Origin of the sequence: Rhodococcus sp. 008 (genome assembly GCF_001682295.1) — a bacterium.
Lineage (GTDB): Bacteria > Actinomycetota > Actinomycetes > Mycobacteriales > Mycobacteriaceae > Rhodococcus_F > Rhodococcus_F qingshengii.
Window position 1 is genome coordinate 104596 of the sequence record NZ_CP012749.1, and the last position, 17905, is coordinate 122500.

Sequence of the window (17905 nt, forward strand, 5' to 3'; positions counted from 1 at the left end):
CGCCTACTGTGAACACTCAATCATTTACGCTGCGGGCTCGAATACGGTTGAACTCGAGGTGATCTCAAAGTTCACCGCTCCCTCGCCGGAGAATACTGCCGCTCACTGGGACGAGGCCGTCGTCGTTGTCGTCATGAGCTGTAGCGTGCGATCTGCCGCACCCACGTCTACGGAGGACAGCATGCAACCCGAGGGCCCTGCCGAACAGATTCGTTCAACGCTCGCTCGCATCGCGCATCTTGCCGATACCGGCTCGGTCGAGGATTACGTGGAGCAGTTCACCCGCGAGGCCGAATGGAACATGCCGGCCAACCCCGATCGCGGTATCCCCGCACAGGTACGACGTGGCCGCGAAGAGATTGCTGCTGGAGTAGTCGAGCGTCGAGCCGCCGGCATACAAGGCCCGGGCACATTCACACGCCACGTCACCACGGCGATCGCCGTGGACGTGACCTCGGAAACGACAGCCCGCGCGGATGCGGTGTGGACGTTCTACGTCGACACAGCCACGTCGCCCGAACTCAGCGGCGTCGGGAGCTACGCGGACGAGTTCGAACTCGAAGACGGGCGGTGGCGACTGTCGCGACGAGTGATCTCGCGCGGCTGACGGTCAGTCTTCTTCGCCGGTGATCGCCTCACACCAGTCTTCGACCTGATCGATCCCCTCTTCCGTCCATTCCGGGCTCATGTCTTCGAGTGCATCGAAGACAACCTCGCAGGTCAGCATCTCCGGTGAACCCTCCGACCCCGCTGCCTCGGTTCGCTCCGCAGACGCTGTCGCAACTGGGCCGGCGGCCAGCGCAACCGCCATCGCGCCTGTTCCGACCATCGCTTTCACACGCATCGGTTCTCCTCCTTCACTCTCGCTTCGGTCCTCGGGGTACCCGACTCGCCCCGCGCTACCCATCCCCGTCACTCATGTCCGACTTTCGGCGCCGACGGCATAGACTGAGCTCGTCGCCACCACGCTCTCGCAGCGTCGGGGGCGACAGATACACAGCTGGATCAGAATCGGAAGGCATCCCATTACAGAATCTCCCGCTCCGCACGACATCTACTTCGTACCTCCGGAGCAGGACAGCCCCAATCCTGTGGAGCCGGCGTCGGCCGCGTCACGCGCACGGATGGGCGAGCTACCCGAGACCGTCCGATTCAAGAATCGTTTTGCCCTCGCGATCACGACCACCACGCCGCTCGAAGCGATGGTCGAAGATCTCCTCTTCATCCGCGACATTCTCGACGCCGCAGGAATCGAGTATCTACTCGTCCGCGGAAACGACGAGCGCCCGGTCATCGCGGTCAGCTGGACGGAACGCAAGAACCTGCGGCAGGCACTTGTCGAGGGATGCGCAAACGCACCCTTCTATTCCAAAACCGTCGACGCGAAGAAGAGTCCAGCGCTCCTTGTCGCGGACGGTGCCCTGTCGAAAACCAACAAGTCACGGATCTTCCGCTTGTTCCGTCCGAGGGTTCACGTCGCAAGCGGTATGAACTACGGCGCGAACATCGGCGTTCAGATCGAATTGTGGTCGATTTCCGACGAAGAAATCGTCCTACCCGTCGAGAACTCACTGACACGACGAACCGTCCTCCCCGAAGAAGCTGTCCGAGGAACCGTCGAGCGATTCGGCCGGATCTGGCCGACCATCGAGAACATGTTCGCCGATCATGCCTCCGATATCAGCTTCGATATCGATCTTGTCTTTTCCTGGGTCGACGGTTCTTCCAAAGAGTTTCAGGCTCAGCGCGCCAAGCGCATGCAGAACTACATCGTCGGCGAGGGCGACGAATCAGAAGCGCGCTTCCGTCAGATCGACGAGCTCAAATACGCACTTAGATCTATCCACATGTACGCGCCGTGGATCCGGCGGATCTTCGTCGCAACCGATTCCGATCGTCCGGACTGGCTTGCCGACGATCCGCGAGTCACGTTCATGCCCAGCGAAAAGTTCTTCGCCGATCCAAGTGTGTTACCCACCCACAATTCTCAAGCTGTCGAGTGCCAGCTGCACCATATTCCGGGTCTGGCAGAGCATTTCCTCTACTCCAATGACGACATGTTCTTCGGTCGCCCCGTCGGCCCTGACATGTTCTTCTCCCCCGGTGGGATCAGCATGTTCATCGAGGCCGACACCAGAATCGGATTGGGACACAACGACAACGACCGCAGCGGGTTCGAGAATGCGGCCCGCGTCAACCGCCGTCTGCTGCAGGACCGCTTCGGTCTGATGACCACCAGACATCTGGAGCACGCAGCGACGCCACTACGCAAGAGCGTGATGGCCGAGATGGAACGCGAGTTCGCCGAAGACTTCGCGGCCACTGCAGCAAGCACCTTCCGCGCGAGTTCCAATATCTCGGTGACCAATTCGCTGTACCACTACTACACGCTCATGAGTGGACGGTCGGTGGTGCAGAAGTCCGCCGCCGTCAAATACGTCGACACGACGGTCAAGGCCGGTTTGCGCGACATGGACTCACTGCTCGCCAAGCGCTCCATGGACTTCTTCTGCCTCAACGACGGCAGCGCTCCAGAGATCGATCTGGAACTTCGGACACGCAAGATCACGGAGTTCCTGGAGAGCTACTACCCCATCCCGGCGCCCTGGGAAGCCTAGACGAAACAAGGGCCCAGCCGATTTCGGCTGGGCCCTTGCTACTTCGGTCGATCAGCGTGCTGTCACATGCTCCCGTTGCACCGGAATGGGCAGACCGAGATTGTCACGCAACGTCGTTCCTTCGTAGTCACTGCGGAGAACACCTCGATCCTGCAGCAGCGGCACCACGTCGTCGACGAACTCGTCGAGGCCGGTCGGCACAAGGTGCGACCCGAGGATGAACCCATCCGAACCGTCGTTGCTGACAAACGAATCTATTTTCTCGGCAACCTGCTGCGGTGTACCGACGATCGGTCCACGCTCGAACTGATCGATCACCACTTCGCGCAGATTCAACTTCTTGCTCTCCGCTACCGCGCGCAGTTTTGCGACGGTCGCGAAACGATCCTGGTGAATGAAGGCGCGGCCCTGGATGATCGGCGGAGCCTCGGGATCCGGAGCGATATCGGGTAGTGGTCCTTCGGGGTCGTACTTCGACAGATCGAGATTCCAGATCTGTTCGAGCAGAACCAAAGCGGTCTGGCCGGTGACCTGCTGGTCGCGAATCTCTCGGTACTTCTCGATCGCATCTGCCTCCGAGGTGCCGAGAACAAAACTCGCCGACGGCAGGATCTTGATGTCACCCGGGTCACGTCCGGCCGCAACGGCACGTGCTTTGATATCGCGATAGAAATCGGCCGCCTCGGGCAACTGACCGTACGGTGAGAAGATCGCGTCGGCATTGCCGGCAGCAAAATCGCGCCCCTGCGGCGACACCCCGGCCTGCAGAATAACCGGGCGCCCTTGCGGGCTACGCGGCACTGTGAATCGGCCGTTCACATCGAAATGCGATCCATGAAAAGCGAATTCACCGGCATCCGGTCGCGCGAGAAAGCGCCCTGATGCCTTGTCGGCCACGATGTCGTCGCTTCGCCACGAATCCCAGAGTTGACGCACCAGCGCTACGGTCTCCTCCGCACGCTCGTATCGTTGCGCACGATCCAGGTATCCGCCGCGACGAAAGTTCTGGCCGGTGAATGCGTCGAACGAGGTGACGACGTTCCAGGCGGCACGTCCTCCGGACAACTGATCGAGCGTCGCGAATTGTCTTGCCAGCTCGTAAGGCTCGTTGAACGTGGCGTTGATGGTGCCGGCCAATCCGAGGTGTTCGGTTACTGCCGCCAACGATGCAAGGACCGTGAAGGTGTCCGGCCTACCGATGATGTCTTGGTCGAAAATCTGTCCCGCACGCTCACGAAGGGCGAGGCCTTCGGCGAGGAAGAAGAAGTCGAATTTCCCACGCTCGGCGGTTCGAGCGGTGTGCTCGAAAGAATCGAACTCGATCTGGCTGCCCGCCTGCGGATCCCACCATGCAGTGTGATGGTTGACGCCGCCGAGGTAGGCACCCAGGATGACCTGCTTACGCTTCTGAGAACTCATGAGAATCTATTCCTCGTCTGTCAGGCGGCCGGAGTGCCGGCGGCGTAGCGGTTGGGAACGTCGATGGGTAGACCAAGGAGTCCGCGAAGATTCGTCTGCGGATATTCGGTGCGGAATACGTTGCGTCGCTGCAATTCAGGCACCAGCTCACCTGCGATCGCGTCGAGGTCGTCCACGACGACGCCCGGCCGCAACCGGAAGCCGTCGATTCCCAACTGCTGCCACCGGAGCAGAAGATCTGCCAACTCAGCCGCGGTGCCGGTGAAGGTCAGCGCGTCCGAACGGTATTCGGCGCCGGCCTGCGCGTCGAGGCGAGCGAGCCGTTCCTTTCCGGTTTCTTCCGGAGCATCGAAGAATACGACGATGTCGGTGAAGACCCGAAGCGGTTCGCCGGTGCGCTGCACGTGTTCTTCGGCTGCTCGCACTTCACCCAGGATTGCCGTGACCTGCTCGTCGTCGAACGGCGTCACGAACACCAGATCGGCCGTCCGCGCCGCCAGCTCGTACGCGACCCGCTGATGTGCCAATGCGGTGACGACGGGATGCCCCTGCGGCGGGCGCGGAGTCACCGACGGTCCACGGACCGAGAGGTACTTTCCCTCGAAGTCGATGTAGTGCAGCTTGTCCCGGTCGATGAATCGGCGCTGCTCCACATCACGGATCTCGGCGTCGTCCTCCCAACTGTCCCAGAGTCTCCGGACGACGTCGGCTGCCTCCGCAGCTTCGTCGAACAGCGCGCGCACGAAGTCAGGGAGGACGCCTGAAACGATCGACTGACGGTCGGCATCGGTGAGCGCTGGGATGTCGCGGCGCCCGAACTGTGCTGCCTCGGATTCCGACGCCGACACCTTCACCTGCCACCCGGCGCGACCGCGCGAGGTGTAGTCCAGCGTGGCAACGGCTTTGGACACGTGGAACGGTTCGGTGTGAATGGTGGTGATGGTCGGGATCAACCCGATGTTGCTCGTGATCGGTGCCAGTCGGGCGGCCACGAGATGTGCGTCGAGCCGAGCGCGCACCCGGTCAACCGCGTCGTCGACAGGCTCGAGTGGGTTGGCCGGCACCGAGAGACTGTCCTCGATGGTGACGAAATCGAGCAGACCACGCTCGGCGATCGTCACCACGTCAGTCCAATACGACGCGCTGAACAGCTCAATCGGGCGCGAGTGCGGCTCTCGCCAGGCCGCTGGGTGCCAACCGGCACCGTCCAGCGCTACGGCGAGATGCAACGGAGCAAGATGAGAAGAAGGGGTGGAGGTCATCGGCGCATACTCCTGTTCGAGAACTACTCGGGAGCGCACAGTGCCGACCGCAGAAACCGTCAGCACCCGACTGACGGTTCTCGTGGCGACTGCCGCTTGCGACACGCACCGCGCGTATCGCCAGGTGTGATTCCGGGGCACCCCATCGGCATGAAGGGTTGCCGTCCAGCTAGCCGGTCCTTGTTGCTGGAGCTCTGCACCTACCTCGACGGTAGTGAGTACGCGACCGCCCGGCAATCACCCGGAACTGCGCGTGGGTGCCGGAAACCGCCTGCGACCTCAGATGATCGAGCGTGCCGCCTTTTCGCTCTCGAGGATTCGAATGCCGGCAGCACTGAGCCTCCGGGCACCCTCGGCCGCGTCGACGGGCTCACCGACCGTCACGTGCGCACCGAGTGGAACGACCGAATGAACAATTGTCTCGTCGTACACGTGCACCAGATTGCACCCCTGAGCCCCGTCACGACCACGCTGACCACCGACTTCCACGTTCAAGTCCTGGGTGTAACACGTCGACGACGCCACGGAAACCGGAATGCCGGCGAACGTCGCCGTCGTCGAATAGTGCAGATGCCCAGCAAGAATCGCCCGGACGTCGCTGCCACGCAAGACGTCTGCCAACCGGGACTGATCGCGCAACTCCACCAGAACCGCGAGATCCTGAATGCACGGAACCGGCGGATGATGCAGCGCCAGAATTGTTCCGTCGGGCGCGGGCACCGCCAATTCTGCGCGTAGCCAATCCAATTGACGATCCGAGATCTCACCGTAGTGATGACCGGGAACCGACGAATCCAGGGTGATCACCCGCAGTCCGTCAAGGTCGTAGACGTTGTCGACGGGATGATCGGTGGCGTCCTCGCCCAACAGCAGAGACCTGAAAGTAGAGCGGTCGTCGTGGTTGCCCATCGCCCAGATGACCTGCGCATCGATCTCGTCCGCCACGGGTTCCACGATGGCTTTCAATTCCGCGTATGCGTCGGGGTGTCCCTGGTCGGTCAGGTCGCCGGTGAATATCAGTGCATCCGGGCGTGCGCCCGAGGCCACGATCCCGCTGAGCACTTCCCGCAATCTCGTCGACGCATCCACGGCGTCGTACAACTCCCCCTGAGCCACCAGATGCGTGTCACTGAGGTGCACCAGGAAATGCTTCGGACGCGGGTACTCGGCATTCCGAACGCTCATCGGTCTCTCGCTTCCGCTTGCCGACGCTTAGGCGCCGGTGCGGCACCTACTGATCGTCGAGACTAGTCAACCGACCAACAGTGACTGATCGGGGCACGCCCGACGAACACGAAGCGAACTCCCGCGGCGACCCTCGGGATCGAGTAGTTGAAGCTGCGAGTAGTGTGTGGACAGTGTTGTTCCTGACCAGTCGGCGTTACGTCGACCTTCGCCTGCAGGCGAGCGCAATGTGTACGCGCTCGCTCTGACCTGACGCGTACCAGGAAACATTTCTTCGAATCTGCCCGGCCTCTGGTGCCGCGCTGCGTTTCGCTCCCTTGATTTTCGAAAGGCATAGTCATGCCCAGCTCCACCTCCACCGGCGTGCCGGAAAAGTCCACGTCCCGTTTTCCGTCCTGGGCGACGGCATTCGGACCGCAGATCGTCGCCGGTCTCGTACTCGGCGTCATCATCGGTCTCGTCGCCCGGGCAATGCCTGATGCAGCCGACGGCAACGTCAACTGGTTGGTCGGCACCGTGCAGACCATCGGTTCGAGTTACGTCAAGCTGCTCACCGTTGCGGTGATCCCGCTGGTGTTCACCGCCATTGTCAGCTCCATCGCCAACCTGCGCCAGGTCGCCAATGCAGCTCGCCTGGCCGTGCAGACCTTGCTCTGGTTCGCGATCACCGCTTTCATCGCTGTGATCATCGGCATCATCGTCGGCCTGATCACCGATCCCGGTTCACGGACCGACGTCGCCGCCGAAGCCGCGAAGGAACCCAAGAGCTCCGGCTCGTGGTGGGCGTTCATCACCGGACTGGTTCCGAACAACTTCCTGGGGTTGGGTGCAAAGACTTCCGTCGCCGAAGGCGTGGCGACTACATCGCTGAGCTTCAACGTCCTGCAGCTGCTCGTCATCGCCGGCGCAATCGGCATTGCTGCACTCAAGATCGGTCCCAAGGCTGCGCCGTTCCTCGAGTTCAACGCTTCGCTGCTCGCGATCGTCCAGAAGGTCCTGTGGTGGATCATCCGCCTCGCCCCGATCGGCACCGCCGCGCTGATCGCCAACGCTGTCGCCACCTACGGCTGGGATGCAATCGGCTCGCTGGGCGTCTTCACCGCCGCCATCTACATCGGTCTGGCCATTGTCTTCTTCGTGGTCTACCCCATCCTGATTGCCGCACACGGTCTCTCGGTTCGAAGCTTCTTCTCCGGTGTCTGGCCCGCAACTCAGCTCGGGTTCGTCTCGCGCTCGTCGATCGGCACCCTGCCGCTGACCGAGCGCGTCACCGAACGCAACCTCGGTGTTCCGCGTGAGTACGCCTCGTTCGCCGTTCCGCTCGGTGCCACCACGAAGATGGACGGTTGCGCCGCAATCTATCCCGCGATCGCGGCAATCTTCGTCGCCGGCTTCTACGACGTTCCGCTGACCTTCACCGACTACCTGCTGATCGTCGTCGTCTCGGTCATCGGCTCGGCAGCAACGGCGGGAACCACCGGTGCGACAGTCATGCTCACACTCACGCTCTCCACCCTGGGTCTTCCCCTTGCCGGCGTCGGACTGCTCCTCGCAGTCGAACCGATCGTCGACATGGGCCGCACCGCAGTCAACGTCACCGGCCAGGCTCTGGTTCCGGTCATCGTCGCAAAGCGTGAGGGAATCCTCGACAAGGAGCGCTTCGACGCTCCCCGCAACGGTGATCCCTTCGCCGAGGAACTTGTCGACGCGTAACCCTCGATGACAACAGCAGCGTCCCCGCACCTGAGCAATACGGTGCGGGGACGCTGCTGTTCACCCCGGATTTCACCCTTACCGAAATAAACCATTTGGTCGTTATGACCAGTATGCTCAGCCGGCACAGCCCTCAGAAGTGGAAGGGCTGCCCAGTTGAACACGAGGTCACATGAAGCTCCGCCGTCTGGCATTCAGCGTCGCAGGTTGCGCCGCAATCACTCTGGTTGCCGCACCCGCCGCTCAGGCATCCACGGTTTTCGATTTCCTACCGATCGAGATCGCACGCATGATTCCGACTGGCTCTGCCGACGCAGTCCAGCCGTTCCTTCCCCCGGTCTTCGCACCGCCGGCGCCGCCCGCTCCGCAAGCGCCCCAGAACCAGCCGGCGCCGCAGAACACTCCCGCACCAGCGCGGTACTACCAGAACTGCACAGCCGTTCGTAATGCCGGCGCAGCTCCGTTGTACCGGGGCCAGAACGGATACGCCCCGCATCTCGACCGGGACAACGACGGCATCGCCTGCGAGTGATCCAACGCTCGGGTTGTGGTGCATCCACAACCCGAGCACTGTTGTCGAACCGTCAGACGCCCAATGCCCGGGACAGAGTCGGCCACGCCTTCGGCAGTCGTTCACGCCAATACGCCCACGCGTGCGTGCCGTTCGGCTCGTAATCCACCTGCGCCGGAATCTTCAGCTCCTGCAACCGAGCGTCGAACATCTTGGTGCAGGCGTGGGCGGCAACCTCGATGCCGCCGCCGATCACCAGACGCTCGAGCAGTTCAGGAGTCTGCAGCGTCTCGTCGGACCCGGGACGACCGTTTGCCGTCGACACGTAGATTTCCTTGCCACGCAACTTCTCTGCGTTGATCAACGAATCGTGTGCCTCCCACTCCGGGCCCCCTGGTACACCCCAGATGTTGGCCGGATCTCCACTTCGAGACGATATCGTGGCCTGGACGGCAGTTCGGCCGAGCGGATCCATCGTGGAATAACAGCCGCTGAACACGGCAACGCCGCGATACATGTCCGGAAAGCGTTGGGCGAGCATCATTGCACCCATCGCGCCCATGGAATTGCCGGCAATCGCGTTGATTCCGTTGGTCTCGAGTCGCGCGTCGATCAGCGGTGGCAACTCCTCGGTGATGAAGGTTTCCCACTTGTGCAGTCCCAGCCGCGGATCCGGATTCTCCCAGTCCGAGTACAGGCTCGCGATTCCGCCATTGAGCATCACGACGTTGACGTTCTTGTCGGCGAAGAACGCCGGGGCGCCGCCGATCGTCATCCATCCGCTGCTTTTCTCTCCGGCGTCGACACCCTCGAGCATGTACAGCGCTGGGCGCGGAACCGAATTGTCAGCGGGTAGCAAAATCTCGACGCCGACCTCGCGTCGAAGTGCAGGCGACGCCACCGTCAGCCTGACCGCCTGTGGTGCGGTCACCTTCTCGCCGACGATGGCCGGGACGACGATGTCGTCGCGCAGGTCCGGTTTGGGGCCCGGATCCTCCTGAAGTGGTCCCGGGATCGTCGACCCCGAGCTCACGCTTCCCTCGACGCTGCCCAGACTTCCCGAGCTTCCCGAGCTTCCGGAACTCGGCGCTGCCGTCGACAGTCCGCCCAATTGCAAAGAAAGTGCACAGACGGCCAAACACACCGCACCTGTGCGCGCAGATCGAATCCACGCACGCCGCTCAGTCCTCATGAAACTCCCAAACCGGTCAAAGATGTTTCCGTGAACATACCGTGCAGTTCGGACTTTCTTGGACAAACGACCACGACAAGATCTGTCGGACGCCGCCACTAGGCTGGCCCCGTGCAACAGGACTCAGTCAAGGCCCTCGACCTCGACCGAGTTCGCGCTGTCGTCGGCACGACAACCTACGACCGCGGACTTACCTACCTGCGGCAGAATGCGGTCGTGTCCATCAGTTGGAACGGCACCCCGGATACCTTGACCGGGGCCGTGGCGGGGACCGCGCGGGAGCCGTACGCCTGCACAATCTCGATAAGTCACAGCGTGGCCGGTACTGCCACATTCACGCGTGGCCTCTGCACGTGTCCCGTGCGGATGAACTGCAAGCACGTAGTCGCGTTGGTGCTCGCAGCGGTTGCCGAGGCGAACAAGACTCCACAACACCTCGGATGGGACAGCGCGCTCGAGGAGTTGCTCCGACCAGACCCGGCCGGCCGCACTACACGTGGACTTGGCATTCAATTCACCACCCGAACCAAGGGCGCATCGACAAGGCTCATGATCAAACCCGTACAACCAGGAGCGAGAGGGTGGATCTCCGGCGGGCTCGCCTGGAACAAACTCGGAAGCACTTTTCAGTTCCCCGCAGATCACCTCCGGGTTCTACGCGACATACATCTCCTCCACAGCGCCGGCAACTACTACCGAAATCAGAATGCAGCGGAAATCGATCTTGCCGGGTTCGCGAGCCCGCAACTCTGGTCGCTTCTTCGTGAGGCCATCAGCGTCGGCGTTTCACTCGTTCACTCGAAGGCCGGCCTCGGCAACATCTCCCTACTCGACGATGCCAGCATCTGCCTCGACGTCCACGGAGCGGAAGACAACAACCTCCGTCTCACTCCCCGAATTCAGACCGATGGGCACATCATCACCCATTCCGACTGGGGACTTGTCGGTACACCGGCACATGGTGTCTTCGCGCTCGACGCCGCCAACGCGATCACGCTCGCACCACTGCACACGCCGGTCACCCACCAATTGAGGCAGTTGATCGACTCCGGAAAGTCAGTCGACATACCCGCCGAGCATCGGGGTGCGTTCACTTCGCGGTTCGTGTTCAAACTCGGAAGCCTCGCTCCCGTCATATCTTCCGACGGCGCCTACAACCCACCGACTGTGTCCGGTCCTCGGCTACAACTGATGGCCACTTACGCGGACAACCACCGCATCGACATCGAATCGGCATGGAAGTACACAGTCGATGCCGACGAACTGATCATTTCTACCGCGGACACAACCACCGACGAGTCCGAGATCCGCAACCACGTTGCCGAAGATGCCATTGCCAAGAGCCTCGGTGCGGCCGCGGCGAAGGCCACTCTCGCGGGAACTTTGACCGGCCTCGATTCCATGCAGTTCACACTCGACCTCCTGCCCCAACTCGAAGCGCACGACGCCATCGACCTCACGGTTGCAGGAACCCCTGCCGACTACCGGCCTGCAGACGACGCTGTAGTGATCAGCCTCAGCACATCGGCCCCGGACGGTGACAGCGGATCCGACTGGTTCGATCTCGATGTCACCGTCGATGTTGCGGGACAAAGCGTTCCGTTCACAACACTGTTTTCCGCTCTGAGTAAGGGCGAGACTCACATACTGCTACCGGACGGCGCCTTCTTTCGGCTCGACGCACCCGAACTACTCGGCCTACACCGTCTCATCACCGAAGCGCGGTCGCTACTCGATCGACCTACCGGCAAACTCGCGATCAGCAAATTTCAAGCCGGGCTGTGGGAAGAATTGGCGGCGCTCGGAAGAGTCGAACATCAAGCAGCAGCATGGAAGAAGCAGATCGCCGGATTGCTCGGCAGTTCGGGCATCGATCCCGTCGAAGTCCCGGACACGTTGACGGCAACGCTGCGTCCCTATCAGGTGGACGGATTCCGTTGGCTCAACTTCCTCCGCCAGCACAGTCTGGGCGGCATACTCGCCGACGACATGGGCCTGGGCAAGACACTGCAAACCCTCGCAATGATCTGCGCTGCAAGGCAATCGAATCCAGCCGCGCCTCCCTTTCTGATCGTTGCACCCACCAGCGTCGTATCCAACTGGAAGTCCGAAGTGGCGAAGTTCGCACCGACCCTCCACACCGCTGTCATCACGGACACGCTGCGCCGCAGAAAAACCGATCTGGCCGCACTCGTCGACGGGGCGGACATCGTCGTGACGTCGTACGCCCTCTTCCGCCTCGACACCGATGCATATTCCGCGGGCCGCTGGTCCGGACTGGTACTCGACGAAGCCCAATTCGCCAAGAACCACAAGTCCAAGGTCCACCAGTGCGCGAGGGCGGTGAACGCACCGTTCAAACTCGCGATCACCGGAACACCCATGGAGAACAATCTTCTGGAGTTGTGGTCGCTGCTCGCGATCACTGCACCGGGACTGTTTCCCAGCCCCACCACCTTCACCGATTTCTACCGCACTCCCATCGAAAAAGACGGTGATGCAGAACGATTGGCGCAACTGCGACGACGCGTCAAACCGCTGATGGTGCGGCGCACCAAGGAACAGGTGGCTGCGGACTTGCCGCCCAAGCAGGAGCAGGTACTCGAGATCGAGTTGCATCCGAGCCATCGCGCGATCTACGACACCCACCTGCAACGCGAACGGCAGAAGATTCTCGGACTGCTCGACGACGTCGACAAGAACCGGTTCACGATCCTGCAATCGCTGACGCTGCTACGCCAACTCAGTCTCGACGTCTCGCTGGTCGACGAGGAAAGCGGACCCGTCCCATCGGCCAAGGTCGACGCTCTCGTCGAGCAATTGGACGACGTCATTGCCGGCGGACACCGTGCGTTGATCTTCAGCCAATTCACCGGGTTCCTCGGTTCTGTCCGCAACCGACTCGACGAGGAAAGAATTCCGTACAGCTATCTCGACGGTTCGACGCGCAATCGCGGTGAAGTGTTGGAGGAGTTCAAGTCTGGTGCAGTCCCCGTCTTCCTGATCAGCCTCAAGGCTGGTGGTTTCGGCCTCAATCTCACCGAGGCCGACTACTGCTTCATTCTCGACCCCTGGTGGAACCCGGCCGCCGAGGCACAAGCGGTCGACCGTACTCACCGCATCGGGCAGACACGAAACGTCATGGTCTACCGCCTCATTGCCAAAGACACCATCGAAGAGAAGGTCATGGCGCTCAAAGCCAAGAAGTCGGCATTGTTCTCGAATGTCATGGACGCCGAAGGCACACTGGGCACCGGACTCGACGCCGAGGATCTTCGCGCGCTGTTCGAGTGAGGTGCCTATTCGGTCGAACCGCACCTACCCGCTCACGGTAATGTGAGTCGCGAACGGACAACACAGAACTCCCGAACGAAGAAATCCACTTCGTTCGAACGAGAGGAACCTGAATGGGCGTCACACTTGCCAAGGGCGGCAACGTATCTCTGTCGAAGGCCGCACCCAATCTGACCAAGGTCGCAGTCGGTCTCGGCTGGGATGCACGCAGCACCAGTGGTGCCGACTTCGACCTCGACGCCAGCGCGTTGGTCACCGGCCCGGAGCGCAAGGTCCTTTCCGACCTTCACTTCGTCTTCTACAACAACCTTCGCTCGCCCGACGGATCCATCGAGCACACCGGCGACAACCTCACCGGTGAAGGTGACGGCGACGACGAGGTCATCAACGTCGACCTCCCGGCTGTACCGCCCAACGTCACCAACATCTTCTTCCCCGTCTCGATTCACGACGCCGATGCGCGACTCCAGTCCTTCGGACAGGTCACCAACGCCTACATCCGCGTCGTAGATCTGTCGAACGGCTCCGAATTGGCACGCTACGACCTCTCCGAAGATGCATCCACCGAGACAGCCATGCTTTTCGGTGAGCTCTACCGCCACAATGGCGAATGGAAGTTCCGTGCAGTCGGACAGGGATACGCATCCGGACTCGCCGGAATCGCCCGCGACTACGGCGTGAACATCTGATCTCTATCGGTACACGAAACGGGGTTCGATTCGGCATTGCCGGATCGAACCCCGTTTCGGTTGTCTGCGTCGACGCGCGAGTTAACGCCGCAGGATCGCCCTCGCGAGGTGAACAGCCCAGGGCGAGTCCGCTTTGCTGCCGAACTTCCCCAGCTCGTACCCCGTAGCGCCGATCAATCCGAGCACCTCTACGGTGCTCCCGGACGTGTCACGTCTGGAAGTCTGAGCTCCAGCCATCAGGATGCTCGACGACCGAATCGACTCCAGCGCTCCCGCGACGAAACGATGACGATCCGCCGGCGACATGCCGGCGGCTACGGCAAGGAGGACGAGGAGTTCCACCGCTCTCTGCGAGCCGCCGGGCGCAACCGGAACTCCCTCGACGATCACCGACCACGTCATTGACGCGTCCCGCTCTGCCGACTGTCCCCGCTTCGTCAGAACAATCTGCCCTTTGTGCTTTCGCACCAGGCCGAACTTCTTGAGCACTGCGAAGAGTGATCGCCCTTGGGGAAGGTTTACAGGTCCCAGTTCAGGTTCGTCGAGCATCGCGTCGACCGTCGTGAAGAAATCATCGGCACCGATCCCTTCGACACCGATCAGAGCCAGAACCGCTTGAATGCGTTGGCCCGCCTCGACGTGGACCAACTCCCCGATTGCCGACTGATCGTCAATGCCTGCTCGGGCGAGGACCGCGTGCAGTTCCGGGACTCGCGAGGGTCCCAGGCATTCGACGAGCTTCGCAATGTCGTACGACGCAGCGATCTCGTCCGGTCTAGGACTATGCAGTCGATTATTGACCTCAGCGATCTCGAATCGTGTCGGCTCGAAATCAGTTTGTGGCCATTCGAGGGTCCATTCATGGGAGCGCAGCTTCTCCGAAGCGAGAACACCGAGGAGTTGCTCGTACTCGTCAGGTCCGACGCATTCCTCCGGCGGACAAGCACCGCGACCCGCGGCACACACAACTTGGAACCCTTCGGGCAGTACTTCGGAAGATTCAAGTGTCAGCGTGTGGCGCCAGTTCCCGAAGCGTCCGTAGCGATAACTGATTTCATCGCCAGGCGAGACCATGACCTCGTCCAGGCGTACCGCGGACTCTACGATCGCCGCTCGGCCGGCCCGACGCTGCTCGGCGTTGCTCCCGGAAGCTACGTACTCTTCGACCTCGCCGGGAAATCGGCTGCCGGACTTGGACCACGCGTGCGATTGACGGTCACTCCACCCCATTGCCCGTTGAACCACCGAATGCAGGTCATCCAGATTCAGATCCGACGCGACGAGGATTCGTCGCCAGATCTGAGTGGAAACATTGTCGACACTGATACGTATCGCGTATTGCGCCGGTACCGCGCGCCTCTTCGAACGCAACGATCGCGCAATCTGAATGCCCCCACGCCCTCCGCCAGCTTCTTGTACAAACCTTTGCAGTTCTTCAGGTTCCGTCGGAACGAGTCGCAAATGCGACACCCTCGAGCTGCTCAACCCCACCATGAGACTCAGCCTAGGCCAAAGTGCTAGGGACGAAGGCACAAAATCGGAGAGTACTTCGGACTTATGAGACGGTTCACAATCTATACCTTGGCTAACAAGTCGCTACGTGCATCGGCGACGGCATCTTCCTCGCCCAATCCCTGCCCTGATGGTGTGAACGTACCGTTCCCCTCGTTGAGGAGGGTGAGCGTGTCGTTCACTCGATCCCGGACGGGGTGGTGAGTCGGCGGCGTGCCCGCCCTTGATGGTGTGAACGGTGCGTTGGGTCGATCTGAGGCGACGAAAGTGCTGTTCGCTCGAAGTCGGGGGTGCCGGCGGGGGTGCTTTCGGGTGTTGGCGGGGTGGGGTGTTTTGGGTACGAGAAAGCCCCCCAACCAGTACTGGTTGGGGGGCTTCTCTAATGTGTGTTCGGCGGTGTCCTACTCTCCCACACCCTGTCGAGTGCAGTACCATCGGCGCTGAAGGGCTTAGCTTCCGGGTTCGGAATGGGACCGGGCGTTTCCCCTTCGCTATGACCGCCGTAACTCTATGAAACTGTCACAGTAACCTTCTTCTGATCACCTGGTTTCACCACCCGTCAACACCAGTTTCTGGTGTTGGGGGATGGAGAAAACAGGGTTTCTCATCAGTATCTGTGTGTTGTTTCAGATACCGCACAGTGGACGCGTAGCTTCTTTGTGGTAAGTCCTCGGCCTATTAGTACCAGTCACCTGCATGCATTACTGCACTTCCAGTTCTGGCCTATCAACCCGGTGGTCTGCCGGGGGCCTTACCCCCTCGAGGGGGTGAGAAACCTCATCTTGGAACAGGCTTCCCGCTTAGATGCTTTCAGCGGTTATCCCTTCCGAACGTAGCTAACCAGCGGTGCTCCTGGCGGAACAACTGGCACACCAGAGGTTCGTCCGTCCCGGTCCTCTCGTACTAGGGACAGCCTTCCTCAAGTTTCTAACGCGCGCGGCGGATAGAGACCGAACTGTCTCACGACGTTCTAAACCCAGCTCGCGTGCCGCTTTAATGGGCGAACAGCCCAACCCTTGGGACCTACTCCAGCCCCAGGATGCGACGAGCCGACATCGAGGTGCCAAACCATCCCGTCGATATGGACTCTTGGGGAAGATCAGCCTGTTATCCCCGGGGTACCTTTTATCCGTTGAGCGACACCGCTTCCACTTGCCGGTGCCGGATCACTAGTCCCGACTTTCGTCCCTGCTCGACCTGTCAGTCTCACAGTCAAGCTCCCTTGTGCACTTGCACTCGACACCTGATTGCCAACCAGGCTGAGGGAACCTTTGGGCGCCTCCGTTACATTTTGGGAGGCAACCGCCCCAGTTAAACTACCCACCAGGCACTGTCCCTGAACCAGATCATGGTCCGAGGTTAGAGGTCCAATTCGATCAGAGTGGTATTTCAACAACGACTCCACGATAACTGGCGTCACCGTTTCACAGTCTCCCACCTATCCTACACAAACCGAACCGAACACCAATACCAAGCTGTAGTGAAGGTCCCGGGGTCTTTTCGTCCTGCCGCGCGTAACGAGCATCTTTACTCGTAATGCAATTTCGCCGAGTCTACGGTTGAGACAGCTGAGAAGTCGTTACGCCATTCGTGCAGGTCGGAACTTACCCGACAAGGAATTTCGCTACCTTAGGATGGTTATAGTTACCACCGCCGTTTACTGGGGCTTAAATTCTCAGCTTCGCTCCCGAAGGAACTAACCGGTCCTCTTAACCTTCCAGCACCGGGCAGGCGTCAGTCCGTATACATCGTCTTACGACTTCGCACGGACCTGTGTTTTTAGTAAACAGTCGCTTCTCACTGGTCTCTGCGGCCCCACCCAGCTCAGACAGTAAATGTCGTCACCAGACAGGGCCCCCCTTCTCCCGAAGTTACGGGGGCATTTTGCCGAGTTCCTTAACCATAGTTATCTCGATCGCCTTAGTATTCTCTACCTGACCACCTGTGTCGGTTTGGGGTACGGGCCGTGTGAAAGCTCGCTAGAGGCTTTTCTCGGCAGCATAGGATCACTGAATTCGCCTCAATCGGCTACGCATCACGTCTCAGGCTATGTGCGACCCGGATTTGCCTAGGTCACGCCCTACACGCTTACACCAGTATTACCACTGACTGGCTCAGCTACCTTCCTGCGTCACCCCATCGCTTGGCTACTACCAGATCAGGTCCCATGCATCCACCAACTCGAGACCCGAAGGTCTTCTCGTGGCTTCAGGATGGTTAGTATCACTGATTCACCATGGGCGCGTTCACACGGGTACGGGAATATCAACCCGTTGTCCATCGGCTACGCCTGTCGGCCTCGTCTTAGGTCCCGACTCACCCTGGGCGGATTAACCTGGCCCAGGAACCCTTGGTCATTCGGCGGACGAGTTTCTCACTCGTCTTTCGCTACTCATGCCTGCATTCTCACTCGTGTGGCCTCCACGGCTAGGTCACCCTGCCGCTTCCATGGCCACACGACGCTCCCCTACCCATCCACACACCTGCCAGAAAATCCTTGGATCAACTGG

12 protein-coding genes, 2 rRNA genes and 1 riboswitch (1 of these 15 cut by a window edge) are annotated in these 17905 nt (G+C 60.8%); of the genes, 6 read left to right on the plus strand and 8 right to left on the minus strand.

All coding sequences use genetic code 11. The features are described 5' to 3' along the window. The first annotated feature begins 58 nt into the window (after positions 1-58). Positions 59-607, plus strand: coding sequence for a nuclear transport factor 2 family protein (locus AOT96_RS00470; protein ID WP_231915211.1), 549 nt, complete (start codon positions 59-61; stop codon positions 605-607). Between the two features lie 3 nt (positions 608-610). Here the strand turns inward: AOT96_RS00470 and AOT96_RS00475 are convergent, their stop codons facing one another. Continuing rightward, positions 611-844 (minus strand): hypothetical protein, encoded by a 234-nt coding sequence (locus tag AOT96_RS00475; protein ID WP_007729258.1) that lies wholly within the window; start codon positions 842-844, stop codon positions 611-613. A gap of 280 nt (positions 845-1124) precedes the next feature. On the opposite strand from AOT96_RS00475, the gene AOT96_RS00480 reads away from it, so the two are divergent. Then, on the plus strand, positions 1125-2618 hold the full coding sequence (locus AOT96_RS00480) for a stealth family protein (RefSeq protein ID WP_020970156.1): 1494 nt from the start codon (positions 1125-1127) through the stop codon (positions 2616-2618). A gap of 51 nt (positions 2619-2669) precedes the next feature. Here the strand turns inward: AOT96_RS00480 and AOT96_RS00485 are convergent, their stop codons facing one another. From AOT96_RS00485 to AOT96_RS00495, 3 genes are all read right to left on the minus strand, one after another. Continuing rightward, positions 2670-4037, minus strand: a complete 1368-nt coding sequence (locus AOT96_RS00485; protein WP_003940653.1) for an NtaA/DmoA family FMN-dependent monooxygenase — start codon at positions 4035-4037, stop codon at positions 2670-2672. 20 nt (positions 4038-4057) lie between these two features. Further along, complete coding sequence (locus AOT96_RS00490; protein WP_156778923.1) at positions 4058-5404, minus strand: LLM class flavin-dependent oxidoreductase; 1347 nt, start codon at positions 5402-5404, stop codon at positions 4058-4060. Further along, positions 5387-5500, minus strand: a riboswitch (SAM riboswitch). It overlaps the preceding gene by 18 nt. Before the next feature lie 78 nt (positions 5501-5578). Further along, positions 5579-6484, minus strand: coding sequence for a phosphodiesterase (locus tag AOT96_RS00495; protein WP_065351174.1), 906 nt, complete (start codon positions 6482-6484; stop codon positions 5579-5581). 339 nt (positions 6485-6823) lie between these two features. On the opposite strand from AOT96_RS00495, the gene AOT96_RS00500 reads away from it, so the two are divergent. Next, a complete protein-coding gene (locus tag AOT96_RS00500) occupies positions 6824-8197 on the plus strand; it encodes a dicarboxylate/amino acid:cation symporter (protein ID WP_003940669.1) in 1374 nt (457 codons plus the stop codon). 172 nt (positions 8198-8369) lie between these two features. Then, positions 8370-8729, plus strand: a complete 360-nt coding sequence (locus AOT96_RS00505; RefSeq protein WP_003940648.1) for an excalibur calcium-binding domain-containing protein — start codon at positions 8370-8372, stop codon at positions 8727-8729. Between the two features lie 52 nt (positions 8730-8781). On the opposite strand, the gene AOT96_RS00510 is transcribed toward AOT96_RS00505, so the two are convergent. Continuing rightward, entirely contained in the window at positions 8782-9900 is a 1119-nt protein-coding gene (locus AOT96_RS00510; protein ID WP_065351175.1) for an alpha/beta hydrolase, read from the minus strand. A 111-nt stretch (positions 9901-10011) separates the two neighbouring features. On the opposite strand from AOT96_RS00510, the gene AOT96_RS00515 reads away from it, so the two are divergent. After that, positions 10012-13194, plus strand: coding sequence for a DEAD/DEAH box helicase (locus AOT96_RS00515; protein ID WP_065351176.1), 3183 nt, complete (start codon positions 10012-10014; stop codon positions 13192-13194). Between the two features lie 113 nt (positions 13195-13307). Beyond that, the gene (locus AOT96_RS00520; protein WP_003940660.1) at positions 13308-13883 is read left to right on the plus strand and encodes a TerD family protein; all 576 of its coding nucleotides are present in this window, start codon (positions 13308-13310) and stop codon (positions 13881-13883) included. 81 nt (positions 13884-13964) lie between these two features. Here the strand turns inward: AOT96_RS00520 and AOT96_RS00525 are convergent, their stop codons facing one another. From AOT96_RS00525 to AOT96_RS00535, 3 genes are all read right to left on the minus strand, one after another. Beyond that, positions 13965-15254, minus strand: coding sequence for a plasmid pRiA4b ORF-3 family protein (locus AOT96_RS00525; RefSeq protein WP_228232745.1), 1290 nt, complete (start codon positions 15252-15254; stop codon positions 13965-13967). Between the two features lie 529 nt (positions 15255-15783). After that, positions 15784-15900 (minus strand): 5S ribosomal RNA (rrf, locus tag AOT96_RS00530). Positions 15901-16053: 153 nt separating this feature from the next. Further along, positions 16054-17905: ribosomal RNA gene (locus AOT96_RS00535) — 23S ribosomal RNA — on the minus strand (it continues 1283 nt past the right edge of the window).

What these genes read in the sequence shown, in the direction of transcription:
- AOT96_RS00475 (WP_007729258.1), bottom strand. Translation starts at nt 844, where the DNA reads ATGCGTGTGAAAGCGATGGTCGGAACAGGCGCGATGGCGGTTGCGCTG.
- AOT96_RS00480 (WP_020970156.1), top strand. Translation starts at nt 1,125, where the DNA reads ATGGGCGAGCTACCCGAGACCGTCCGATTCAAGAATCGTTTTGCCCTC.
- AOT96_RS00485 (WP_003940653.1), bottom strand. Translation starts at nt 4,037, where the DNA reads ATGAGTTCTCAGAAGCGTAAGCAGGTCATCCTGGGTGCCTACCTCGGC.
- AOT96_RS00495 (WP_065351174.1), bottom strand. Translation starts at nt 6,484, where the DNA reads ATGAGCGTTCGGAATGCCGAGTACCCGCGTCCGAAGCATTTCCTGGTG.
- AOT96_RS00500 (WP_003940669.1), top strand. Translation starts at nt 6,824, where the DNA reads ATGCCCAGCTCCACCTCCACCGGCGTGCCGGAAAAGTCCACGTCCCGT.
- AOT96_RS00505 (WP_003940648.1), top strand. Translation starts at nt 8,370, where the DNA reads ATGAAGCTCCGCCGTCTGGCATTCAGCGTCGCAGGTTGCGCCGCAATC.
- AOT96_RS00510 (WP_065351175.1), bottom strand. Translation starts at nt 9,900, where the DNA reads ATGAGGACTGAGCGGCGTGCGTGGATTCGATCTGCGCGCACAGGTGCG.
- AOT96_RS00520 (WP_003940660.1), top strand. Translation starts at nt 13,308, where the DNA reads ATGGGCGTCACACTTGCCAAGGGCGGCAACGTATCTCTGTCGAAGGCC.